Raw genomic sequence first — 24,772 nt, 5'->3', positions numbered from 1 at the left:
ATCAATCGATCAGCCGGCAGAACATGCGGGTCGCCATCAGGCCCAGCGCGCTGTGGTGCGCGGCCGGCGTCATATGCGATTGCAGCAGAGTCATCGCCGCCTGCTTGCTGCCGAGATTGGCCAGGCGCTGTTCCAGCTCGCGCAGCGCGTTGCCGAAGCCGGCGTCGTTGGCGCTGTCCTCGGTTTGCAGATGGTGACGGAACACCCCGCGCACACCGCCGCCCTGCGGACGCGGGCTGTGGTGCAGCCCCAGCGCGTCCAGCGCACGATGCTTGGCGCGGTGGCTCAACACGCGCGGCGCGGCGGCAGGGTTGGCGGCTGCGGCGGCTGGCGCGGTGGCGATCCAGTCGCTGAGCACCTGCTGCTCATAATCGCTGAACACGCCGAACATCTCCGCCCGCTCGCTCTGGATCAGTTTCCAGAAGCGGCTGTTCTCGGCCGGTTCGCCGCGCTTGATCCAGCCCGCGCTTTCCAGCGCCGTCAACATGGCGGGAATCTGTTCCGGCTCCGCCAGCCAGTCGTTGATACTGCGGCCACCGACGCGGCAATAGTCCGAATGCATGTTCTTGCCCACGACGCTCTTGGCGGCCAGGATGCGCACCAGCTCCGTTTGCAGGTCGAATTCCGCGATCATCGACGTGGTGCAAGCGCCCAGTTCATTGAGCCGGTAGCCGTCGCGCACCCGGCGCATGAAGGCAGCGGCGTCGCCGCAGCGCGGCAGCAATTGCTCCAGTCCCTGCACCGCCTTGAAGGCGTGGCCGGTGCCGCCGTTGTCGACGGTGATGTGCAGCGTGAAATAATATGGATCGATGCCCAGCTCATTGAGTTCATAGGCGGTGATCAGCAAGTGCAGCGGCAACTGTTCGTAACCGAGGTTGTAGCCGATGATCTCCGGCAGGAAGCGCTCGGCGTCGTAGCCCAGCGCCAGTTGGATCGCGCCCTGGGTGTAGTGGTCGTCCGGCAGGTCGTGCCACTGGTCGCAGCCGTGCGCGGCCAGCAGTTTCTTATACAGCACCACGTGGTTTTTTTCCGCGACGCCGTCGCCCAGCTCCTCCAGGTAAGTCTGGATCAGCGGCCGGAAATCGGGATCGTCCCAGCGCGCCAGCAGGCCGAATAGCCAGGACCCGTCGGCCAGCTTGGTCGGCGCGGCGGCGCGGATGAAGTACAGCGCATGCGCCTTGCTGGTGAAATAGCGGCGCGGCGCGCCGGCGCGGCGGCTTTGCAGATAGGCGTGGTACTCGGCCCCGACGGCCTCCGACCGCGCGGTGATCCACGCCGCCATGTCGCCGATATCGGCCGGCAGATCGTCCGGCAGGCCGCGCGCCTGGTCCAGATAATCTTCCAGGCTGGCGCGCGCCGACTGGCGGGTGTCCTCATCGCCGGCGCCCTGGCTCAATGACATATACAGGTGTTGTGCCGTCATCGGCGCGGCCGCTTCGGCGGCGGCGGTGGTGACGGGGAAGGCTTGCGCCACATTGGACATGGTGTATTCCCAAAAAAGGTGAAGCATGCGGCGAAGTCGCCGGGCGATGCTGATACCTCATTATGGGCGGCGCGGGGGCGGCAACGAATCAGTGCGCCCCCTGTGTTGACGTAAGAACACGCTTACACGCTCACGCCGGCGTCTCGGTCTCGCTGGCGATGCGTTCGGCGATGGCCGGCATCTCCGGACGCAGCGCCTCGATCAATTCGCTCATCGACGAGCCACAGCCGAACACCAGCACGTCGCCCGGCTTGCACATGCCCAAGCCGAAGCGGATCGCGCGGTGCACGTCCAGCTTGCAGTGCAGGCGCCCGGTGTCGACGTCGGCGCTGCGCGCCCCATTGGTCAGCAGCCGCGCCGTCTCGCCCTGGGCGCGGCCGCGATTTTCCGACTCGTAGATCACCAGATCGTCGAAGCCGGCGGCGCAGACCTTGCCGATCTGCACCAGGTCCTCGTCGCGGCGGTCGCCGGGCACCGAGACCACCCCGACCACCTTCCCCGCCGTCATGCCGCGCGCCATCTCGGACAGCGCCATGTAGGCCGCGCCGTTGTGGGCGAAATCGACCACCACCTTGATGCCGTTGACATCGAAGATGTTGGAACGCAGCGGGTTGCTGCGGCCGTCGGACACGAACGACGCCAGGCCCTGCACCACTTGTTCCGGCGTGAAGCCGGCTGCCGTCAGCGCGGCGGCGGCGGCCAGCGCGTTGGCGACGTTGTAGCGCGCCGCGCCGCTCAGGGTCACCGGCATCCGGCGCACGTCGAGCAGCATCTGGTGCCGTTCGCCGTCGGCCAGGATCGCCATGCTGTCCTGCAGATAGACCGCTCGGCCGCCCTGTTCCAGGTGGCGCAGCAGCTCGGGGTTTTCGGCGTCGAGGGAAAAATACAGCAACTCCACCCCGCTGCGCAGTTGCGCCGCCATCGCCACGCACAACGGATCTTCCGCGTTCAGCACCACCGCGCCGGCGGCGGCGTTGGCCACCACCTGCTTGACCCGCGCCAGGTCTTGCAGCGTATCGACGCCGTCCATGCCCAGATGGTCCTCGGTCACGTTGAGCACCACGCCGACGTCGCAACGGTCGAACGCCAGGCCGCGCTTGAGAATGCCGCCGCGCGCCGTCTCCAGCACCGCGAATTCCACCTCCGGCGCGCTCAGCACCATGCGCGCCGAGTGGTAGCCGGTGCAGTCGCCCTGCTCCAGCAGCACGCCGTCGATGTAGACGCCTTCGGTGGTGCTCATTCCGGTATGCAGGCCGGTCAATCCGGCCGCGTGCGCGATCAGGCGGGTGGTGGTGGTCTTGCCGTTGGTGCCGGTGATGGCGACGACCGGAATGCGGCCATCGCTGTCGCCGAACATCGCTTCGACGATGGCGTCGCCTGCATCGCGCGGCGTGCCCCGGCTCGGGTACTGGTGCATGCGGATGCCCGGCGCCGCGTTGACTTCGATGATGCCGCCGCCCTGCTCCGCCAGCGGCTGCGAGATGTCCTCGCAGATGATGTCGATGCCCGCCACATCCAGCCCGATGCTGCTGGCGGCGCGGATGCAGATGCGGGCGGTGGACGCCGGCAGCAGGTCGGTCACGTCTTCGGCGGTGCCGCCGGTGGACAAATTGGCGTTGCCGCGCAATTCAACTTCGACGCCGGCCGGCGGCACCGAATCGAAATCGAAGCCTTGCTTGCTCGCCGCGGCCAGCGCGTGATCGTCGAGCGTTATCCTGGTCAGGATATTGCTGTGGCCCTCGCCGCGCGCCGGGTTCCGGTTCTCCACCTCGACCAGCTCGCGGATGGTGCTGGCGCCGTCGCCCGTCACCAGCGGCGGACGGCGGTACGAGGCGGCGGCGATGGCCCCGCCGGCGACCAGCACGCGATAATCGCGGCCTTTCAGATGGCGCTCCACGATCACATGGCGGCTGTACTGGCGCGCGTGCTCGAAGGCGGCGGCGATTTCCTCGTCGCTGTTGCAGATGGTGGTCACGCCCTTGCCCTGGTTGGCGTCCAGCGGCTTGATGGTGACCGCGCAGTGCAGCCGGCGCGCCACCTGCCGCGCCTCCTCGATGTCGGTGACGGTTTCACCCTGCGGCACCGGCAGTCCCGCCTCCTCCAGCAGCGCCTTGGTCAGGTGCTTGTCGCTGGCCAGGCCGACCGCGATGTGGCTGGTGGCGCCGGTCATGGTCGCCTGCAGGCGTTTCTGCTTGCTGCCCCAGCCAAGCTGGAACAGATTGGCGCTTTCTGTGATGCGGTGCGCCGGGATGCCGCGCCGCTGCGCCGCGCCCACCACCGCGCCGGTGCTGGTGCCGACCGCGCTGCGCTGCGCCAGGCGGCGCAACTGCGCCAGCTTGTCGGCGTAGGCGTAGGGCTGGCGACTCGCCAGCGCCGGCACCAGTTCCAGCGCCATCTCCAGCGCGGCGGTCACCGTACGCTCGGAAACATAGGCACAGACCACGTTATAGCAGCTGTCCTGTCCGCGCACTTCTCCGACGTGGCTGAAGACGACCTGGTGGCCGGCCAGCTGTTGCAGCTCCATTGTCACGTGCTTGACCACATCGGCGAAGTGCGCGCCCTGTTCCAGCCGCTCGACGAAGCCGCCCGGACGGCCTCCGGCGCGCTCCCGCTTGCGCAGCGACGGCATCAGCGCCAGCAGGCCGCCGCCAAAGTCCGGCAGGTCCGCGGTCGATGCGTTCTTCAGCTGTTGCAGGTCGATGGTCGCCAGCAGGCATGGATGGGCGGCATACAGGTTGGCGCCGCGCAGATAGCGCAGCTTAGTGATTTTCATGGTAATCGATCCGTTTGGTGACTGTGTTGATGAAGTCCCGCAGCGCGGCCGGGACGTCGCCGTCCTCGCCGGGGCCGGACAGCGCGTAGCGGGTGCCGGTCGGCAGCAGGTGCAGGCGCACGTCGACCAGGCGCGGACATTCGCCGCTGGCGGCCGACGCCATGTTGGAGTGCATGGTGCGGCCGTCGACGATGGTGACCGCGCCCTGGCCGATCACCTCGATGCCGACGCCGCGCTCGATCACCAGCGCGGTGTCCTCGTCGATGCCGGCGCCTTGCAGATAGGGGTTTTGCGCCACCACGGTCAATAGCCGCGACAGCCGGTGGCGTTCCGAGAAATGCTGGTCGATGACCACGCCGCGCACCAGGCCAAGGCCGGCGCCGAGATTGACGGCGCCCTTCTCCGGCGTGGTCCCGGCGTGGCCGGTGGCCAGCATATGGCCGGACATGGCCGAGGCGCCGGCGCTGGTGCCGCCGATGCAGACGCCGCGCTTCAGGTAGGCGGCGTGCAGCTCGCGGTCGAAGGCGGTGCCGCCGATATTGGCCATCAGGCGCTTCTGGTCGCCGCCGGTCATGAAGATGCCGCCGGCGTCGGCCAGTTCGCGCAGCACCGTGTCGGCGTTGGCGTCTTCGCGCGATTCGATGCGAAGGTGGGCACGCCTGGCCACGCCAAGGTCGGCGAAAGCCTGGTCGTAGATTGCCCACATCTTTTCGGCGACGCCACTGGCCGCCGAGATCACCACGATCTTCTTTTCCGGGCCGCCCGCCAGCTCGACAAAGCGCTGCAATACAGCCTTGTCGTGGGTGCGGTCTTCATGACCGCCGATAATGACAAGGTGGCCGTGGCCGTGGTTGGTTTCCATCACATCTCCTTGTTTCGCTGTTCCAGTACCACCGAGATCGATTTCGCCGCAGGTACCATGCTGCCCACCGCGTGGTGTTCCAGCGGCAGCAAGGGATTGCATTCGGGGTAGTAGCCGCCGATGCAACCGCGCGGCACGTCGTAGGCCACCAGCCGCAGGCCGCTCACCCGGCGGGTGACGCCGTCGCCGTCGCCAGACACGCCGCGCACATCGACCTCGTCGCCTTCGGCGAAGCCCAGACGCGTGATGTCGGCGGGGTTGACCAGCAATACGCGGCGGCCGCCATAGATGCCACGGAAGCGGTCGTCCTCGTTGTAGATGGTGGTGTTGAACTGGCTGTCGCTGCGCAGCGTGAACAGGCGCAGCACCTCGCCGCCGACCGGCGCCTGGTCCGGGTCCGCCACCAGCGTCGGCGGCGTGATGAAATTGGCGCGGCCATTGGGCGTCTTCCACTCGCGCCGCGCGGCCGGCACCGGCCGGCGGAAGCCGCCCGGCGTCCACATGCGTGCATTGAAATCGTGGAAGATCTCCGGGTAGGTGACCGCGATCGCGTCGCGCACCTTGGCGTAATCGGCGACCCACGCGTCCCACGGCGCCAGCGCCGCTTGTTCCGGCGCCAGCATCGCCTTCGCCAGCGCGGCGACGATGGCCGGCTCGGACAGCAGCGAGTCGGCCGCCGGCTCGACCCGCCCGCGCGAGCCGTGCATGCAGCCGGTGCTGTCCTCGACCGAGACCGATTGCTCGCCGCCGGCCTGGCGGTCGATCTCGATCCGGCCCAGGCAAGGCAGGATGTACGACACCGCGCCATGCACCAGGTGATTGCGATTCAGCTTGGTGGAGATCTGCACGCTGAGGCGCAGCTTCTCCCACGCCGGCTCCAGCCGGTCGGTATCCGGCGCGGCGCGGACGAAATTGCCGCCCAGGCCGATGAAGGCGCGCACCGATCCGTCGAGGATGCCGCGACAGGCCGTGACCGTATTCAGGCCCTTTTCGCGCGGCGGCTCGAAACGATATTGTTCCTTCAGCTTGTCCAGCGGCGCCAGCTCCGGTTTTTCGGTGATGCCGACGGTGCGTTGGCCCTGCACGTTCGAATGACCGCGCACCGGACATATGCCGGCGCCGGGCTTGCCGATATTGCCGCGCAAGAGCAGCAAATTGGACAGCATCTGCACGTTCTGCACGCCGTTGCGGTGCTGCGTCATGCCCATGCCGAAGATGCCGATCACCTTGTCGGCGTTGGCGTAGGTGGCGGCCGCCTCCACCAGCGCGGTGCGCGTCAGGCCCGATTCCGCCTCGATCGCCGCCCAGCCGGTGGCGCGCGCGGCATCAGCAAAGCCGTCCAGGCCCGAGGTGTGTTCGACAATGAAGTCGGAGTCCAGCACGCGTGGGCCGCCGGCGGCCAGTTGCGCGTCGTCGGCCTCGATCAGCGCCTTGCACAGGCCCATCAGCGCGGCGCTGTCGCCGCCGGCCTTGAGCTGCAGATACTGCGTGGTGATCTGCGTCTCGGCGGGGCTCAGCATCTCCGCCGGCGACTGCGGATTGGCGAAGTGCAGCAGCCCGGTCTCGCGCAGCGGATTGAAGGTGATCACCGGCACGCCGCGCTTGCGCGCCGCCTGCAACTGGTGCAGCATGCGCGGACTGTTGGTGCCGACGTTCTGGCCGAAGAACAGGATGCAATCGGTCTGCTCGAAATCGTCCAGCACCACGGTGCCTATCGGTACGCCGATGGCCGGCGGCAGCGCCACCGAGGTGCTTTCGTGGCACATGTTCGAGCTGTCCGGCAGGTTGTTGTTGCCGTACATGCGCGCCGCCAGCTGGTACATATACGAAGTCTCCAGCGAGGCGCGGCCGGAGCTGTAAAACACCACGCCGGCGGGATCCTGCCCGTGCTGCGCCCGCAGCTCGGCGCCGATCTCGTCGAACGCCGACTGCCAGGTTACTTCCAGATAGCAGTCGCTGGCCGCATCCCAGCGCAGCGGCACGGTCAAACGGCCGGCCGCCTCCAGATGGTGATCGCTCCACGTGCGCAGCTCCGCCACCGAATGCTTCAGGAAGAAATCGGCGTCGATGCGCTTGTTGGTGATCTCCCACGCGGTGGCCTTGGCGCCGCTTTCGCAGAATTCGAACGGATGCGGATTGGCCGGCTTGGCCCAGGCGCAGCTGACGCAGGCGTAGCCCTCGGTCTTATTCTGGTGCAGCAGCACGCCGCCGCCCTTGAACAACACGTGCTCCTTCAGCAGCGCGGTGCCGACCTCCTTGACCGAGCCCCAGCCGCCGGACGGATGCGGATAGGGATCGGCGATACTGGCTTCCGTCATTGTCATTCCTTATTTTTGCGGTTGCTGCGATTGCGCGTAACGGCCCACCACTTCGCCCTTGGCCAGCACGTGACCCTGGACCGCCTTCAGCAGCTGGTCGCGGTCGGAGCCGAACGGCAGCGCCAGCACCGCGTCCAGCGCGTAGACCTGGAAGTGATAATGGTGCGCCGGATCGCCGACCGGCGGACGCGGTCCGTAATAGCCCACCGAACCGCGCGTGTTACGGCCTTGCAGCACGCCTTCCGGCTCGGTCAGGCGCGGCTGTTCCTGCAAGCCCTCCGGCAAACCGGTCACCGAGGCCGGCACGTTCCAGGCCAGCCAGTGGACAAAAGGCTTTTGCGGCGCATCCGGGTCCTCCATGAGGATCGCGTACGATTTCGCGCCCGGCACCGCCGCCCACGACAGCGGCGGCGACACGCCGTCCGCGTATTCGCTGTATTTGGCCGCCATCACTGCGCCGTTGCCGAAGCCGGCGCTTTGCACCGCCAGCCTGGCGCCGCCGCTCGATTCCGGACGCGCCAGCGCCAGCGGCACGTTGCTGCCCTTGGCCGCCTGCTGTTGCATCGGCCCGGCCGGCGGCGCCACCAGCGCGGACGCCGTACCGGTGGCGCCGGTGTAGGCGACCCGATACAGCACGCCGTTGGCGTCGTCCGCCATCAGCAGCGAGCCATCCTTGTTCACCGCCAGCCCCACCGGCCGCGCGATATGGGTCTTGCCGCCGTCGGTCAGGAAGCCGGTGACGAACGGCTCCATCGATTTGGCCTGGCCGCCGTCGAAGCGCACCCGGACGATTTCATAGCCGGAGGGGGTACTGCGGTTCCACGAGCCGCGCATCGTGACGAAAGCGTCGCCCTGGAATTCGGCCGGGAAGCTGCCGCCGCGATAGAACAGCAGCTGCATCGGCGCCGCGTGCGCGGTGTAGCCAAGCTTCATCGGTTCGCTGCGCTCGCGCCACTCGGTCTTGGTGATATCCCCCACCGGCGTGCTTTGCGGGTAGATCGTGCCGTTGCCGTAGACGTGCGGCCAGCCATACATCTTGCCCAGTTCCAGCTTGTTGAGCTCCTCCTGCTGCTCGTCGTCGCCGAGGAAGTCGATGCCGTGGTCCATGCCCCACAACTCGCCGGTGCGCGGCTGCCAGTCGAAGCCGATGGTGTTGCGCAGGCCGGTGGCGAAGATGCCGCGCTGCTTGCCGTCGGGCGAAGCGCGCAGCAGCGTGGCGTTTTCCGGATTGCTCTCGTTGCAGTCGTTGCAGGTCGAGCCGGCGCTGATATACAGCATGCCGTCAGGGCCGAAGGCCAGGGTGCGGTTCGGATGCTGGCCGGCGTCCGGCAGGTCGCCGATGATCAGCTTCAGCGGCGACAGCCGGCCGTCCTTCAGGATGTCGGCGACGAAGACTTCCTTGACCGTGGCCAGATACAGCTTGCCGTCGCGGATCGCCAGGCCGTGCGCGCCGGCGCGGCTGGCCACCGTCACCGGCGGGCCGTCGGCGCGGCCGTCGCCGTCGACGTCGCGCAGCATCAGCACATCGCCCTGGTCGCGGCGGCTGACGTAGATGGTGCCGTCCGGCGCCACCGCGATGATGCGGATGTTTTTCAGTCCGGTGGCGAACGCCGACACCGCGAAGCCCGGCGGCGCTTTCAGCGCGGCGATGCGCTCCGGCGTCGCCGCCACCTTGTCCGGCTTGACGATGGCGGTCGCGATGGCCACCCGCGTCCCGTCCCCTTGCTGCGCCTGGCCGGCGCCGGAGATGGAAAGTGCGATGCCGCCGATCAGCGCTGGAAGAATGAGTCGCATGTGTGCCCCTTTATGGTAGGCATCCAGTTTGCTAGGGACATCACCACTCCACCGTACGCCCGCGCACCGAAGAATCAATTGAAAACCCTCATCGTTGCGGTCACGTCCCCTAAAGAGAGCAGCCATTGAAACCGATCCCCGAAATCGAACGCCACGCCACCGCACAACGCAGGGAGAATATCGGCGCCAGCGTCCAGCGCGGCGGCTGGCGCCTCTACCTGGCGGCGTTGCCGAAGCTGGCCGGCGCCGCCGCCAACGCGTGGCTCAGCCGCCGCGCCGCCAGCAAGGGCGCGGCGCTGACGCTGTACGTCCTGTTTTCGCTGGCGCCGATGCTGATGCTGGTGGTGGCGCTGGCCAGCCTGATCTTCGACGAGGAAACCGTGCGCGGCGCCATCCTGAGCCAACTCGGCGCGCTGACCGGCGCCCAGGGCGGCGAGGCGCTGAAGGCCATCCTGGCCGGCGCCAAGCAGGAAAACGACAGCCTGGCGGCCAGCCTGATCTCCGGCATGATCGTGCTGGTGACGGCCACCAGCGCCTTCGCGGAACTCAAGGAAAGCCTGGACGAGTTGTGGCAGATCCCGCCCTACAAGGGTTCGGGCGCGTGGCTGTTCATCAAGGAGCGGATGCTGTCGTTCGGCCTGGTGATGGTGCTGGCGCTGATGCTGATGATGTCGCTGGCGATCAACGCCGGGCTGGCCGCGTTCCAGGGCAGCTGGGTCGATCCGACCGATCCGGGCAAGCTGCTGCAGTATGCGTTCGCCGCCTTGTCGATGGTGATCGTCACCGTCATCTTCGCCTTCATCTACAAGTTCCTGCCGGCGACCCGCATCGCCTGGGGCGACGTGATCGTCGGCTCGATCCTGACCGCGATCCTGTTCATGGGCGGCAAGGTGCTGATCGGCCTTTACCTCGGCCACGGCGACTTCAGCACCTCCTATGGCGCGGCGGGATCGATCGTGGCGCTGATCACCTGGATTTATTATTCAGCGCAGATCTTCTTCTTTGGCGCGCTGTTCACCCACGAATACGCGACCACCCTGGGCAGCCGGCGCAAGGGATGACGCGGCGATCCGCTCCCGCAGCCACTGGTGGACGCGGGCCAGCGCGCCCGCCGCCATGCGGGTCGGGAAGCGGATGAAGCCATGCGGCGCCTCCGGCAGCAGGTGCAGTTCCACGTCGGCGAACTCGCGCCAGCGCCGCGCCAGCTCGATGCTGTCGTCGCGCAGCGGATCGCGCTCGCCGGCGATCAGCAGCGCGGGCGGCAGCTGCGCCAGATCGCCGTATAGCGGAGAAAGCGGAGGCCGGCGGCGCTGTTCGTCGGTCAGACCCGGCGTCAGCAGGCGCAGCGAATCGAGCATGCTGGGGCCGTGCAGCACCAGCGTCTCGGCGCCGGCTTCGCGCACGCTCGGCGTGCCGGCCAGGTCGTAGACGCCGTAATACAGCACCGCGCCGTCGATGCGGCGCAGCAGTCGCGGCCAGGCTTTCAGCCGCAGCAGCGTGGCGGCGGCCAGGTGGCCGCCGGCCGATTCGCCCAGCACGTAGACCGGCAGTCCTTCAAATTCCGGCAGTCCGCCCTCCAGCAGCCAGCGCGCCGCCGCCAGGCAGTCGTCCATGATGCAAGAGATGAGTGTCGCACCGGCCAGCCGGTAGTCGACCGAGACCACGGCCACATCGCAGGCCGCGATCATGGCGGCGTTGAGCTGGTCGTTCATCTGCGCGTTGCCGATCACCCAGCCGCCGCCGTGGAAATCCAGCACCACGCCGCGCGGCGGCCTGGCGCCGCGCAGAATGCGCACACGCACCCGCATGCAATCCACTTCGGCCACGCGCCGTTCGACGCGCAGGCCGGAGCGGGCCGCGCGCAGGCCGCCGCCGATCTGCGACAGCCGCAGCAGCGATTGAATCAATATGGGGACGACACGGTTGCTGATCTTGAAGCGCGGCGCCCAGGCGAGCTTGCGGTTGAAACGGCGGGCGTCGGCCAGCGTTTCAGCGTCCAGCGGGATGGCGTTCACGCCGCCAGGTCTTCGCGACGGCAGGCGGCGGCGAGCACGCGCTCGATCACCGGGCGCGGCACGTTGCGGTACACCATGAAGGCGGCGGCGCTGCGCTGCCCATAGGTGCGGTACCACTCGATGCCCTGGCGGATGACCGACGCCTGCTGCGCATCGGAACGGGGAATGATTTTAGTGTTCATGATGCACTATCTCACACCTCGTCCGATACGTCGGTGCGCCGGCGCACGGTGGCGATGCGTTCACCCAGCTTGATTTTTTCGGCGTCCAAGCCCGGCGTCTGGCCGCGCAGGTCGAAGTCCAGCTCCGTCTCGGGACGGAAGATCAGGCAGTGCGTCGAGCCGCCGAAGTGGAACATGCCGATCTGCTGGCCCTTGCCGACGCGGTCGCCCGCGCGCACCGTGATCTCGCAGGCGGACACCTCGGCCATGCCGACCGCCATGAAGCACATCAGGCCGATGCCGGGATGATCGGCCTCGATGAACACCAGCGCCCGCGTCGCCACCTGCGTGATATAGGCTTGCGACCGGCGCGGCCCGCACGGGTCCAGGCCCTCCTCGATGCACGAGGAATAATAGCTGCCCTCCACCACGTACGCCTTGACGATGCGGCCGGCGACGGGACTGTGCCAGCGGTGATAGCTGAAGGAACTCAGGAACGCCTGATATACGGTGCCGCCGTCGAAGCGCGGCGCCAATTCGTCACCGGCCAGCATGCGCTCCAGCGCGTAGGGCTGGGCCTTGATCCAGAACCGGTCGTTCAGCTTGACCTCGCGCGCCAGCCGGTACGGCGCCGATTCGCAGGCGTTGACGATCACCGCGTCGTCGTCGATGGCCTCGACCGGGCGCTGGCCCGGCCAGAAGCGGCGCGTGAAGAAATCGTCCCACGAGGTGAAGCCGCGATGCGGCAGCGCCGGATCGCACTCGAATTCGCGGTCGAAGTCCGGCATGCGCGCCATGGCGTCGAGGCTGAACCAGCCCTTGCGCGGCCGGTCGGTCAACGCCGGCAGCGACGCCGCCGAGCGCAGGAACTCGCCCCAGTAGTCCAGGATGTCCTTCAGGCAGCGGTTGACATCGTCGTCCAGGAAGAATGCGTGGCCGGCCTCGGTCGGCAGCAGCCAGTCCAGGATGGCGTTGATCGGCAGGCCGGTCAGGCCGGTCTTGTTGAATTCGGGCGGCCGCCCCAGCGCCACGCTGATCATGTGCAGCGCCTGCGCGAAGCTGCCCGCCTGCGGCCTGCCGGTGGGATCGCGGTCGCACGGCGGCGATCCCACCGGCAGTTGCACGAACATCTGCGCCACCAGCGCGCTCAGTCGCGGGCTGCGCGCCACGCATTCCTCGAGCGCCTTGACCGGCGGCAGCAGCGGCGCTGGATGGGCCGCCGCGTGCTCGCCCAGGCTTTTCATCCAGTCCGCGAACACCGCTTGATCGCTTTCCAGCCACTCTCCGACGCAAAAGCGGCTCATGGCAGCACCCCGCGCAACACCATGTTCAGCTTCTCGATATCCATCGGCTTGACGAAATGATGTTCGAAGCCCGCCGACCGCGACAGGATGCGGTCGTGCGCCTGGCCGTAGCCGGTCAGCGCCATGAACAGCGCGGGCCTGCCGTCGGCCTTGGCGCGCAGGCGCCGCGCCAGCTCGTAGCCGTCCATGCCGGGCAAGCCGATGTCCAGGATGTACACGCGCGGCTGATCGCGTTCCGCCGCCTCCAGCGCTTGCAGCGGGTGCGCCAGCACCGCCACCTTGTGCCCCTGCGCCTCCAGCAACGACGCCAGCGACTCCGCCGCATCCAGATTATCGTCGACGATCATGATCGACAGCGGCGCCGCGTCGGCCTCGCCAGCCAGATTCCGCTGACGCAGCGCGGCCACCTCGCCCGGCGCGGCGGCCGGCAGCGCGATGCTGAACGTGCTGCCGCTGCCCGGCCCTTCGCTGCGCGCCACCACGTCGCCGCCATGCAGCGCGACGATGGTCTTCACCAGCGCCAGGCCGATGCCCAGCCCGCCCTGCGCCCGGTCCGGCGTGCGCTCGGCCTGCGTGAACAGGTCGAACACGTGCGGCAGCAGCGCCGCTTCGATGCCGATGCCGTTGTCGATGACGCAGAGCTTGACCTGCGTGCCAGCGACGCCGACGTCCAGCGTGATGGCACCGCCCTGCGGCGTGTATTTGGCGGCGTTGTTGAGCAGGTTCGTGATCACCTGCACCAGCCGCGTGTGGTCGCCGTTGACGATGGCCGCCGCGCCGTCGGTGCGCACGGTCAGCGTGTGGCGGCGCGCTTCGATCAGCGGCCGAACCTGTTCCACCGCGCTGGCCACCGCGCCCTTGACGTCCACCAGCTGCCGCTCCAGCTCGACCAGCCCGCGCGTGACGCGCGAAACGTCGAGCAGGTCGTCGATCAGCGTCGTCATGTGCTTGACCTGGCGGTTGATCACCTCGCTGGCGCGCCGGGTGCGCGGGTCGTCGGCGGCGGTCAGCTTGAGCATCTCGGCCGCCGTCGCGATCGGCGCCAGCGGATTGCGCAGCTCGTGCGCCAGCATGGCGAGGAATTCGTCCTTCTTGCGACTGGCTTCGCGCAGCTCGATTTCGGCGCGATAGCGTTCGGTCACGTCCATCGTCACGCCGCGCATGCTGGCCGGCTTGCCGTCCGGGCCGTACTGCACCCTGCCACGGCTGTCGACCCATATTTCCTTGTTGTTGTCCGGCCGGATGAAGCGCACCACCTCGTGGTACGAACCGGTCTCGGACAAGGCGCGCAGGTGTGCGCTCGCCACTTGCGGCCGGTCCTCGGCGTGCACGAACTGGTTCAGCGCCGGCATTACCTCGGGCGAGCAGCCGAGCACCAGCAGCATGTTGTCGGAATACGCCAACTCGCCGCTGGCGATGTTCCAATCCCAGACCACCATCCTGGCGGCGTCCATGCCGTCGCGCAGCCGCTCGTCGCTTTCGCGCTTGGCGGCCTGCGCCTCGACGCTCTCGGTGACGTCGTAACCCTGGGCGAAGATGCCGATGGTGGTGCCGTACTGGTTCTTGTAGGGCTGATACACCAGATCGATGTAGCGCTGCACCACCGGACCGCTGGGGTCGACCTGCACCGCGATCGGCATGGCGCGCGCCGCCCACTGCTCGCCGGTGCGGTAGACCCGGTCCAGGTGCTCCTCGAAACCCTGGCCGGCCACCTCGGGCAGCGCTTCCCACAGGGCCCTGCCGATCAGTTCCCGGTGGCCGACCAGCTGGTAGTAGGCTTCGTTGACCATCTCGAACACCTGCTTGGGCCCCATCAGCACCGCGACGAAGCCAGGCGCCTGGTTGAACAGGCTGCGCAAGTGCTCGCGCTCGTTGTTCAGGATGCGGGTCAGGGCCTCGTGCATCTGCGCCCGGTTGAAGTGTCCGGTATCGCCGACCGCGTTCAGCTGCAGTTTCGCCGTCGCCGACTGCTCGTCGAACAGATACAGTTCGGTGACGTCGACCGGGTTCTGCACCACCAGAATCGGTTCGCCGTCGTCGCCCAGAACCGGCGTGTGCACGGTGCTCCAGTAGCGCTCCTCGAACCGCGTGCCCTGCGCGGTTTCGACCGGCACCGCGTAGCGCACGAAGGCGGTGGTGTCCGGCTCGCGCTTGGCCAGCGCGCGCAGCAGCGAGGCTTTCACCTCGGCGACGTCGGTCGCGTCGGGCTTGTCGGGATCCGGCGGGAAGGCGTCGAAGACGTAGCGCCCGACGATATCCTCCTCGCTGCGCCGCACCGAGCGCAGATAGGCCCCGCTGGCGCCGACGATCGTGAGGTCCGGCGTCATCACCAGATACGGGTAAGGCGAAGCGCGCAGCAGCGCCTGGTAGTGGGTGAGATTCATCATGTCCGATTCTCGCACGAGCGGACGCGAATGCCGCGCCGCGCAGGCCACGGCGGCTGCATCGGCAATCCCGCGTCGCTGTGCCGTGTCATGCGCGCCGGTCCTGGCGGCGCCGCTCGCCGCCGTCACTGGCCAGCATCGACGCCGCGTTGGCCGCCGGGCCGGCATGCGGCAGCAACCCGCGTCCCCAGCGCTGATATTGCTGCTCCCACGCCCAGGCGTGGGCGATGATGGCGTCCAGGTCGCCGTATTGCGGCGTCCATCCCAACACATCGCGCGCCAGCTGCGGATCGGCCACCAGCCGCGCCGGATCGCCGGGGCGCCTCGGACCGTCCAGCACCACGATGTCGCGCCCGGTGACGCGGCGCGCGGCCGCGATCACCTGATCGATCGAATAGCCGGCGCCGTTGCCGAGGTTGAAGCGCGAACTGCCGGCGCCGTCCAGCAAGCCCTCCAGCGCCAGCAGGTGGGCGTCGCACAGATCCTGGACGTGGATGTAGTCGCGGATGCAGGTGCCGTCCGGCGTATCGTAGTCGCGCCCGTAGACGGTGATGGCGGCGCGCCGGCCGGAGGCCGCCTGCAACACCAGCGGAATCAGATGGGTCTCCGGCTCGTGGCACTCGCCCAGCTCCCCCTCCGGATCGGCGCCGGCGGCGTTGAAATACCGCAGGCAGCACGAACGCAAGGCATAGGCGGCGTCGAAATCGCCAAGGATCTGCTCCACCATCAGCTTCGAATGGCCGTAGGGATTGATCGGCGCCTTCGGATGCCGTTCGTCGATCGGGACGTAATCGGGATTGCCGAACACCGCCGCCGTCGACGAGAAGATAAAGCGCGGCACGTTGTGGCGCACCATCGCCCGCAGCAGCGCCACCGTGTTGCTGACGTTGTTCTCATAGTAGGTGGCCGGCTGCGCCACCGACTCGCCGACCTGGATATAGCTGGCGAAATGCATCACGGCGGCGATCGGCCAGGCCTGGAAGATCACGTCCAGCACGCTGTCGTCGCCCAGTTCACCGACAATCAGCTGCGCCGGGCCGACGGCGTCGCGCCGGCCCTGCGACAGGTTGTCCAGCACCACCGGCTGGTAACCGGCGCGCCGCAACCGCTTGACCATGTGCGAGCCGATATAGCCGGCGCCGCCCACGACCAGGATATGCGGCAAATGCGGCGTCTTGCCTGCGTCGGCCGGTTTCATGATTCCGCCGCCTGGTTCGGGGTGCCGCCGGACTGCAGCGCGCGCACCTTGTCCGCCGCCTTGCGGCCGGCCAGGAAGGCGTGGTCGGAGTTGTAGTACTCCCACTCGCTGTAGCGGCCGGCCAGCACGATGTCGTGCTGCTCCATCCAGTCGCGCACCGTGGCCACATTCCGCGCGCGGGCGTGGTCGTAGACCACGTAGGCATACGGCATGTCGACCTGGTTGGCGACCATGATCTTGTCGTCGGCGTTCATCATGCCCACCTTGATGCAATCGGCGATGCAGCGCTGGATCAGCGCGTCGCCGTCCAGCGGCAGCGGCTTCCACGGCGAGTAGGAAATCTCGCAGGTGAAGCCGAAGCCGCCGGGGGCGTTGCATTCCGGGCTGGCGTTCCCCTGCACGAAGATGCGGTGGAAGATGCTGTCCTCCGGATAGTAGATCCAGTGCTTGTCGGTGACGTCGGTGCGGGCGATGCCGATGTTGACGCAGCGGATGGAGATATGGCGCAGGCCGCGCGCGGCCGCCCTCACCTCTTCCGGCGCCTCCGGGCCGATCAGCTTGACCAGCTCCGGCAGCGGCATGGTGCTGATCAAATGCTCGTACTGGATGCGGCGGCCGTCGGCCAGCGCCACCGCGTGCTCGCCCGGCAGCACCTGCACCACGTCGGCGTTGAGCTCGACCTTGCCCCGGATGTGCGGCAGGAAGCCCGACACCAGCGCCTGGAAACCGCCCTTGCGCGGATAGCCGAAGCGCGCGTTCGGTCCCTGCGGCTTGGCCACCGGCTGCAAGGCGCCGTCGATGATCTCGCCCAGGTCCGGCAGCGGCACCCGGCCGCCCAGCCACGAGGTTTCCATCTCGCTCAGCGGCACGGTCCAGATCTTCTTGTTGTAAGGGATCGCGAAGTGCTTGGCGATGCCGGCGCCCCAGACCTTGTAGATGAACTCCTCGAAGCTCTGGGTTTTCTGCTGGCGCGCGCTGGCGCCGGCATTGGCCGCGTCGGCGGTGCCGTCGGCGCAGCAATCCTCGACCGCTTCGGCGGCGCAGGCCGGCGCGGCGTCGTTGGCCGGCGTCTCGCCGTAGCGGGCGTCGATGGCGCCGACGATGCACTCCTTGATCACGTCCGGCGGCAGGCCGTACAACGCACCCTGGAACGGATAACGCGTGAACACCTGCTTGCTGTAGATCCAGGCCTCGCGCATCTGCCAGTGCTGGTTGTCGCCCAACAGGATGTCGTACAGTTTCAGCACGTAGGGATCGTTGGAGAACATGATATGGCCGGCGTAGTCGAAGGTGAAGCCGGCGTCCTCGATCGAACGGCACCAGCCGCCGACGGTGGAATTACGCTCCAACAGCATGGTGTCGGCGTCGCCATGGTAGGCGGCCGACAGGCCGGTCGGGCCGCCGCCGATGATCAGGCAGCCGGTGCCCTGCACCGCCGCGCCGCCGCGCAAGGGATTGATCTTGCCAGGTTCGGCATAGCTGGCGGCGACCGTGCTGTCCAGCGGCGCCTGCGCGGCCGGCACGCGGCTGGACGGATTGCGCTCGGCGCCGTCGATCAGCGCGCGCATGGCGTCGGCGGTGGTGTCCCACGAGGTGGCGGCGATCACTTCGCGCATCGCGGCGGCCATGGCGGCTTTCTGCCCGGCGGTCTGCGTCAGCGCCGCTTCGCAGCAGGCGATGAATTCGGCATGATTGTGACCGATGGCGACGATGCCGCCGTATGGCTTCTCGACGTCGGTGATCGCGGTGCTGACGATCGGCAGCGCCGCCGCCATGTATTCCAGCACCTTGGTCGGGCTGATGAAGCGGGTCGATTCGTTCAGCGCGAACGGCAGCAGGCAGACGTCCCAGCCTGCCAGGAACTGCGGCAGCACCTGGTAGGACTGCTGGCCCAGGTAATGAATGTTCGCCCGTTGCGGCAGCGTGGCCGGATTGATCTTGACCACCGGCCCCACCAGCACGATCTGCCATTCCGGATGGGCGTCGGCCATGGCGGCGATCAGCCCGATGTCGAAGCGCTCGTCGATGACGCCGTAGAAGCCGAGGCGCGGCCGCGCGATGCCTTGTTGCAGCGGATGGCCGTTGCTGCGGTCCAGCGCCTGCTCGAAGTGGATCGCGTCGACGCTGCTGGAGAAGCAATGCGCGTTGTCGTGGCGACTGCGCTTGGCCTCGTACAGGCTCGGACCGCCGGTGAACACCAGGTCGGCGATGTTGAGCAGGCCGGCTTCGCGCTGCAGCAGCTGCTTCGGCGGATTCTTGAAAGCGGACAGTTCGTCCATGCAGTCGTACACCACCAGCGACGGATGCAGTTGCGCCAGCAGCGGCAAGGCCATCGGCGTGTAGAACCAGACGATGGGATCCTCGCCGTCCGGCACCAGCGATTCCAGCAGGGTTTGCAGCACCGGCAACTGGTCGTCGTGGAAGCCGGTGGCGGGAACCGGGGTATGCGGCTGATAGACGGTGAGGTTGGGCGCGGGGCTATACGTTTCCATGCGCGCCGGGCCGGCATCGTATATCGGCTCTTCGACGAACAGCACTTTGTAATGGTGAGCCAAACGGGTCAACAGCTGCTGCGGACGTTGAAATACAAAATCCCAGCGCAGATGACAAAAGACGACGACGGTTTCCATGGCTCTCTCCTGGTTATGCCCTTGTGGGGCGTTGGTTGTGCATAATTGGTCGGTAAGACGTTGCGCCAGCTTCAGCGCCGCCGCGTACGGCCGCACCAGGTGGCGCGCCAGCGGATCGGCGCCCTCGCGGTCGAGGTCCCACAGGCCGCTGCGGTGCCAGTGATGTTCCTGTTCCCAGTCCGGGCGGTCGATGGCCGGATACAGACAGATGCCGGTCAGCTCGGCGCCGTGCTGCATCGCCAGCGCGGTCTCGGCGGCCATCTCGCGGATCCAGGCGCCGCGGCCGCTGCCGACATGGCTGGTTTCGGCCAGCAGCAGCGGGCGGCGATAGCGTTGCCACAGGTCGAGCAGCATCAGGTGCAGCGGCCGGCGGCGCGGATCGGCCAGGTGCCACCACAGGCAGGTTTCGCTGCCGGTCTCCCACTGGCTCGATTGGTAATAGTTGGCGCCCATCAGATCCAGATAGCGCGGCGCGCCTCCCAATTCGGGTTCGCGCCGGCCGCACAGCATGTCCCAGGCTTCGTACTGCGCCTCGGTCCAGCCGGCGGCTTGCGCGCTCCAGGCGGCGCCTGCGGACGGCGGCACCACATGGATCAACGGGTCGCATTGCAACATGCGCGCCCCCGGCGTCACCGCCCAGATGGCGTCGCAGCCGGCGATGGTGGCGCGCACCAGCTGCCGTTTCGCTTCGCTGGCGTCGTGCTGTCGCTCCATGTTCCGGGTCTGGAACATGTGCACCGACAGGCCCCAGCCGGTATAGGAAATTTCGTTGATCGGCGAATATACCGGCGCCGGCCCGACGTACGGCGCCAGGTATTCGGCGGCGGCGCGGCAAAAGCGCGCGAAGCGCGGCACGAATTCCGGGCCGTAGACATCGATCTCCTCCGGCCAGCCGTAGTGGCAGAAGGTCCAGCAGATTTCCAGGCCCAGCGCGCGCGCCGCGTCGAGCCGCGCGTCGAGGATGCTGAAGTCGAACACGCCGTCGCGCTCGACCAGGCGCCAGCCGATCGTCTCGCGCACCGTGCGGATGCCGAATTCGGCCAGCAGCGCATAGTCGGCGGCGGCGCGGTCGACGTGGCCGTTGGCCGCGTTCATGTCCAGCGCGCGGCCGGCGCGGTTGACGTGGTCGGCGCCTTCGTAGCCGGCCTGCCAGAAGGTGGCGAAGTGCGGGGTCGGCGGCGACGCTGCGGACGCGGGGACGCTGTGCGGGACTGGCATCGGGATCTTTCTCATGGTTGGGCGTTGCGGGTGGCGGCGCTGATCTGCTCCAGCGGCAGCTTGGGCGTCCGGTCGGCGTTCAGCAGGCCGTTGGTTTCCTGGAAGGTGTCGGCGAACTGGGTGTAGCAGAAACCGCTGAACATCGCGCTCTCGTTGGCCACTTGCAGCAAGGCCCGGTACAGCTCATGGAACGCGGCCGCCGTGTTGGCGCGCGAATAGCCCCAGGTGTGGTGCTCCGGCGCGCGCGGGTCGTAGGCGACGCCGCCGAACTCGGTCAGCACGATGGGCTGGCCGCGATGCGGAAAGCCGTCCAGCGTCAGGATGCGCCCGCCGGGACGGCGGCGATCGAACAGCGTGTGGGCCGAGCCGTTCAATTCATAGCGCGCGCGCAGGCGCTGCGGATCGCTGTCGTAGTCGTGGATGCCGAGGATGTCGGTGGCCGAGGCCTCCCAGCCGTCGTTGCCGATCACCGGGCGGGTGGCGTCCAGCACCAGCGTCAGGTGGTACAAGGCTTCGACCGCGTTGCGGTGCGCCTGCATCGCCGTCAGGTTGGGTACGCCCCACGATTCGTTGAACGGCACCCAGACGATGACGCACGGGTGGCTGTAGTCGCGCTCGATCGCCTCGGTCCATTCCTTGACCAGCCGCGACACCGCCAGCGGGCTGAAGGCATAGGCCGAAGGCATTTCCTCGAACACCATCAGACCGAGTCGGTCGGCCCAGTACAGATAGCGCGGGTCTTCGATCTTCTGATGCTTGCGCACGCCGTTGAAGCCCATCGCCTTGGCCAGTTCGACGTCGCGCCGCAGCGCGTCGTCGGACGGCGCGGTCATCAGCGATTGCGGCCAATAGCCCTGGTCCAGCACCAGCCGCAACTGGTAGGGGCGGCCGTTCAGCATGAAGCGGTCGCGGTTCAGCGAGACCGAGCGCAGCGCGGTGTAGGAGCGTACGGTGTCGAGGATGCGCGCGCCGTCGCGCAGCACCAGTTCGGCGTCCAGCAGCGTCGGCCGCTCCGGGCACCACAGCAGTTCGTTGCGCGAATCGTCGATGCCGGGATCGGACAGCGCGATCTTGCGGTTGGCTTCCTGGCCGACCAGCATGTAGACATCGTCCGCCAGCAGCTTGTCGCCGTGCCACAGCCGTACTTCGACCGACAGCCCGGATTTCTGCGTGCCGGCCGCCAGCACTTCGCAGCCGATTTCGAAGCCATCGAACAGCGGCGTCCAGCGCAGCGTCTTGATATAGGTATCGCCCACCGCTTCCAGCCAGACGGTCTGCCAGATGCCGGTGGTGCGCGGGTACCAGATCGAATGCGGTTCGCGCTGCCAGTCCTGCTTGCCGCGCGGTTTGTGCAGGTCGGCCGGATCGTCCTCGGCGCGCACCACCAGCGACTGCGGCGCGTCGGCGACCAGCGCGCCGGTGATGTCGGCGCTGAACGGCGTATGGCCGCCTTCATGCGTCGCCACCAGTTGGCCATTGAGCCAGACGCTGGCGGCGTAGTCGACGGCGCCGAAGTGCAGCAGCGTGCGTCCGCCGCCCGCCGGCGCCTCGAAGCGGCGCCGATACCAGACGCAGGGATGGAAGCCCTCGTCGCCGATGCCGCTGGCCGCCGCTTCCGGCGCGAACGGCACCTCGATACGCTGGCGCCAATCGATGTCGTCGTGCGGGCCGGCATGGCGCAGCGCGTCGTCGAACGCGAACTCCCATTCACCGTTCAGCGAGGTCCACTCGGGTCGCACCAGTTGCGGCCGGGGATATTCGAACTGGCGCATTCGTTCCTCTCTGAAAGAATTCGCCGGCGGCAAATTGTTATAATTATTTTATCAAAAGTTTTACGATTGCAACGGTGGGATTTAACCTTCAATAATGGTAGGAACGGTCCTACCGCATGCAGGACTACACGCCGCACGTTAGCGCGCGAACAGAGTCCTCCGCCAAAACGCGCTACGCTGGCTGTTCGCATCTAACGAGGGGCATGTCATGGCATTCGATTTTGGAAGTTTATTGAAGCAATATGCGAGCGGGCTGGAGGCTGATCCGGCCAAGGCGGAGGAGGACTTCGCGCAGGTGGGGCAGCACGCGCCGTCGGCCGCCGTGGCGCAGGGCGTGACCGAAGCGTTCCGCTCCGATCAGACGCCGCCGTTCGCGCAAATGGTCAGCCAGCTGTTCGGACGCAGCGATCCCAACCAGCGCGCCGGCCTGCTGAACCAACTGCTGGCGCATGTGAGTCCCGCGATGCTGACCTCGCTGGCCGGCAGCGTCGGCAGCTTCCTCAACCAGGGTTCGCAGCCGCAGGTGACGCCGGAGCAGGCGGAGCAGATCACGCCGGCGCAGGTGGAGGAGATCGCCGCCACGGCCGAGCAGCACAATCCCGGCATCGTCGACCGCATCGGGTCTTTCTACGCCGAGCATCCGACGCTGGTGAAGGCGCTGGGCGGCATCGCGCTGGCCATCGTCATGAGCAAGATGGCCGATTCGAACCGTAACTAATTTTTCTGGAGAACACACATGGGCATTCTGAGCAATATCTTCCACAAGATCTTCCCTTCGTCGCACCCTGCCGTCGCCACGGCGCCGCAAGGCACGACCCCGCCACCAGCGATGCCCGCGGGCACCGCCGCAGCACCGGCGCCGGCCGCCGCACCCGCCGCCGCACTCAGCGAGGTCGATGTCGAGGCCATCCTCAACGCCAAGGCGCAACAATCCGGCCAGCCGTTGAACTGGCGTACCTCGATCGTCGACCTGCTGAAGCTGCTGGAGCTGGACAGCAGCCTGCAATCGCGCAAGGAACTGGCGCAGGAGCTGCACTACAGCGGCGACACCAACGATTCAGCCTCGATGAACGTCTGGCTGCATCGTCAGGTGATGACCAAGCTGGCGCAGAACGGCGGCAAGGTGCCGGCCGATCTGAAGGATTGATTTTCTACCACAGCGCCGGCTGGCGGATGAAGAAGTTGCGCACCACTTCATCGACCGTGGAATCGGCGCGCAAGGTGCGCCACAGCGCGATGTAGTCGGGCTGGCTCAGGGCGCGGCCGGCGAACAGCAGGCTGCTCTGGCGCATTGGCCACTCGCCGTCGTACATCACGTCCGGCGGCAGTGGCCAGGTCTTCTTGTCGCGGATATAGGGCGTCATGTAGGCCATCGCCTGGCGCATGCCTTTGCCGTCGGGGGTGGTGTAGGTCCACAGATTGTCCGACGGCGTCGACAGGATCTCGCTCAGCGCCGCCATCGCTTCCAGGTTGAACAGGGCGTAGCCATAGGGCTTGGTGCGCTTCAGCTCCAGCGGGAAGCTGCCGTCGGCCGCCACCTGGTTGGGCAGCAGCACGGTCTTGAACCTGTCGCGGCTGTAGGCCAGCAGGGCCTGGTCGCCGGTCAGGTGTGCGAACGCGGCCACCTGCATCAGCCAGCAGGTGCCGTGGTTGTTGCGCGCGTCGCGTTCCTCCATGCCGTTCCTGCTGTGGGTGAGCCATTGCAGGTAGTCGGCGAACCACTGCTTGATGCGCGCCTCGTCGGCGGCCGGCAGCGCGCCCGAGGCGTGCAGGACTTCGATCGAGCGCGCGACTTCCACTAAATGAATGGTGTCGATGATGCCGATGCCGCGACCGGTGCTGCGGCCGAAGATGGCTTGCGCGTATTCGAGGTTGGGGTTGAGCCGTGTCGCGTCGTCGATGAACCAGGCGCGCAGGTGGGCGACGGCGTGGTCGGCGTAGCGCCGGTCACCGGTGATTTTCCAGGCGGCCGTCAGCGTCGGGACCTGCACGCTGAAGCGCATCAGCGCGCGGCGGTGGTCGTTGAAGTTGTCGGGGTTGGACAGGCCGTCGCGCTGCACGTAGGGGCCGCCGGGATGGGCAGGGTCCGGCCACCAGTAATCGCCTTCGGAGTAGAAATCATGCGGGCCGCCGGCGCTGCGCGGGCTGCGCGACGCGGTGATCGTCAGCGGCGTCTCGCCCAGGGCCTGCCCGGCGGCGGCCAGTATCCGCTGACGGTCCAGCGCGGCCACGTCGAACTGCGCGCCGGCCGGCGCCGGGGCGATGACCGCCGCCAGCGCGGCAGTCGACGCCGGGCGCGCGGGCGTCGCCGCGTCGACGGCGCAGCAGATCAACGCCAGGAAGCAAGCAGGCAGCCGCGACCTCATGCCGGCCCGGCCTCGCCGCGCACCGCCGCTTCGATCCTGGCGACATCGATTTTCCCCATCGTCATCATCACCTCGAAGGCGCGCTTGGCCACGTCGCCGCCCTTGGACATCGCTTCGCTCAGCACGCGCGGCGTGATTTGCCACGACAAGCCCCACTTGTCCTTGCACCAGCCGCAGGCGCTCGGGGTGCCGCCGTTGTCGATGATGGCGTTCCAATACCGGTCGGTCTCGGCCTGATCGTCGGTGGCGATCTGGAACGAGAACGCTTCGCTCTGCTTGAAGGCGTCGCCGCCGTTGAGGCCCAGGCACGGAATGCCGCAGACCGTGAATTCGACGATCAGCACGGCATCCTTCTTACCGCCGGGGAAATCGGACGGCGCGCGATGAACCGCGCCGACTGCGCTGTCCGGAAAGACGCCGGCGTAAAAACGCGCGGCTTCTTCCGCATCCTTGTTGTACCACAGGCAGATCGTGTTCTTGTTCATGGTCACTCT

General features: G+C 67.6%; 17 protein-coding genes. 3 read left to right on the top strand and 14 right to left on the bottom strand.

Features of this window, described 5'->3' with window-relative positions; genetic code table 11:
* Position 1: 1 nt before the first annotated feature.
* The 5 genes from GW587_RS18595 to GW587_RS18575 form a co-directional block, all read right to left on the bottom strand.
* Positions 2-1,510, bottom strand: coding sequence for an iron-containing redox enzyme family protein (locus GW587_RS18595; RefSeq protein ID WP_229259534.1), 1,509 nt, complete (start codon positions 1,508-1,510; stop codon positions 2-4).
* A gap of 103 nt (positions 1,511-1,613) precedes the next feature.
* On the bottom strand, positions 1,614-4,256 hold the full coding sequence (gene cphA / locus GW587_RS18590; protein ID WP_166105938.1) for a cyanophycin synthetase: 2,643 nt from the start codon (positions 4,254-4,256) through the stop codon (positions 1,614-1,616).
* Complete coding sequence (locus tag GW587_RS18585; protein WP_166105936.1) at positions 4,243-5,118, bottom strand: cyanophycinase; 876 nt, start codon at positions 5,116-5,118, stop codon at positions 4,243-4,245. Before GW587_RS18585 ends, cphA begins: the two co-directional genes overlap by 14 nt.
* On the bottom strand, positions 5,118-7,436 hold the full coding sequence (locus GW587_RS18580; RefSeq protein ID WP_166105934.1) for an FdhF/YdeP family oxidoreductase: 2,319 nt from the start codon (positions 7,434-7,436) through the stop codon (positions 5,118-5,120). The genes GW587_RS18585 and GW587_RS18580 overlap by 1 nt, the downstream gene beginning before the upstream one ends.
* Before the next feature lie 9 nt (positions 7,437-7,445).
* Positions 7,446-9,230, bottom strand: coding sequence for a YbhB/YbcL family Raf kinase inhibitor-like protein (locus tag GW587_RS18575; protein WP_166105932.1), 1,785 nt, complete (start codon positions 9,228-9,230; stop codon positions 7,446-7,448).
* Positions 9,231-9,355: 125 nt separating this feature from the next.
* Here GW587_RS18575 and GW587_RS18570 point away from each other — a divergent pair, with 125 nt between their 5' ends.
* Entirely contained in the window at positions 9,356-10,291 is a 936-nt protein-coding gene (locus GW587_RS18570) for a YihY/virulence factor BrkB family protein (RefSeq protein WP_166105929.1), read from the top strand.
* Here GW587_RS18570 and GW587_RS18565 read toward each other — a convergent pair.
* From GW587_RS18565 to GW587_RS18535, 7 genes are all read right to left on the bottom strand, one after another.
* A complete protein-coding gene (locus GW587_RS18565) occupies positions 10,214-11,245 on the bottom strand; it encodes an alpha/beta hydrolase (RefSeq protein ID WP_166105928.1) in 1,032 nt (343 codons plus the stop codon). The two genes, GW587_RS18570 and GW587_RS18565, sit on opposite strands and share 78 nt — an antisense overlap.
* A complete protein-coding gene (locus GW587_RS18560; RefSeq protein ID WP_166105926.1) occupies positions 11,242-11,427 on the bottom strand; it encodes a hypothetical protein in 186 nt (61 codons plus the stop codon). Before GW587_RS18560 ends, GW587_RS18565 begins: the two co-directional genes overlap by 4 nt.
* A gap of 11 nt (positions 11,428-11,438) precedes the next feature.
* A complete protein-coding gene (locus GW587_RS18555) occupies positions 11,439-12,710 on the bottom strand; it encodes a phosphatidylserine decarboxylase family protein (protein WP_166105924.1) in 1,272 nt (423 codons plus the stop codon).
* Positions 12,707-15,097, bottom strand: a complete 2,391-nt coding sequence (locus GW587_RS18550; protein ID WP_166105923.1) for a PAS domain-containing hybrid sensor histidine kinase/response regulator — start codon at positions 15,095-15,097, stop codon at positions 12,707-12,709. The genes GW587_RS18555 and GW587_RS18550 overlap by 4 nt, the downstream gene beginning before the upstream one ends.
* A gap of 85 nt (positions 15,098-15,182) precedes the next feature.
* Positions 15,183-16,292 carry a UDP-glucose 4-epimerase GalE gene (gene galE / locus GW587_RS18545; RefSeq protein WP_166105921.1) on the bottom strand — a complete coding sequence of 370 codons (1,110 nt, stop codon included), beginning with the start codon at positions 16,290-16,292 and terminating at the stop codon, positions 15,183-15,185.
* On the bottom strand, positions 16,289-20,140 hold the full coding sequence (locus GW587_RS18540; protein WP_166105919.1) for an NAD(P)-binding protein: 3,852 nt from the start codon (positions 20,138-20,140) through the stop codon (positions 16,289-16,291). The genes galE and GW587_RS18540 overlap by 4 nt, the downstream gene beginning before the upstream one ends.
* Before the next feature lie 11 nt (positions 20,141-20,151).
* A complete protein-coding gene (locus GW587_RS18535) occupies positions 20,152-21,912 on the bottom strand; it encodes a glycoside hydrolase family 2 protein (RefSeq protein ID WP_166105917.1) in 1,761 nt (586 codons plus the stop codon).
* Between the two features lie 208 nt (positions 21,913-22,120).
* On the opposite strand from GW587_RS18535, the gene GW587_RS18530 reads away from it, so the two are divergent.
* Both GW587_RS18530 and GW587_RS18525 read left to right on the top strand, forming a co-directional pair.
* Positions 22,121-22,630, top strand: a complete 510-nt coding sequence (locus GW587_RS18530; protein WP_229259532.1) for a hypothetical protein — start codon at positions 22,121-22,123, stop codon at positions 22,628-22,630.
* Positions 22,631-22,648: 18 nt separating this feature from the next.
* Positions 22,649-23,059 (top strand): DUF3597 domain-containing protein, encoded by a 411-nt coding sequence (locus GW587_RS18525; RefSeq protein ID WP_166105915.1) that lies wholly within the window; start codon positions 22,649-22,651, stop codon positions 23,057-23,059.
* A gap of 4 nt (positions 23,060-23,063) precedes the next feature.
* Here GW587_RS18525 and GW587_RS18520 read toward each other — a convergent pair whose 3' ends face one another.
* Positions 23,064-24,278 (bottom strand): alginate lyase family protein, encoded by a 1,215-nt coding sequence (locus GW587_RS18520; RefSeq protein WP_166105913.1) that lies wholly within the window; start codon positions 24,276-24,278, stop codon positions 23,064-23,066.
* The gene (locus GW587_RS18515; RefSeq protein ID WP_166105911.1) at positions 24,275-24,763 is read right to left on the bottom strand and encodes a VOC family protein; all 489 of its coding nucleotides are present in this window, start codon (positions 24,761-24,763) and stop codon (positions 24,275-24,277) included. Before GW587_RS18515 ends, GW587_RS18520 begins: the two co-directional genes overlap by 4 nt.
* Positions 24,764-24,772: the final 9 nt, after the last annotated feature.

The organism is Duganella aceris, from assembly GCF_011090165.1.
Taxonomy (GTDB): Bacteria; Pseudomonadota; Gammaproteobacteria; order Burkholderiales; family Burkholderiaceae_D; genus Rugamonas; species Rugamonas aceris.
This window is presented reverse-complemented; position numbering and strand designations above follow the sequence as displayed.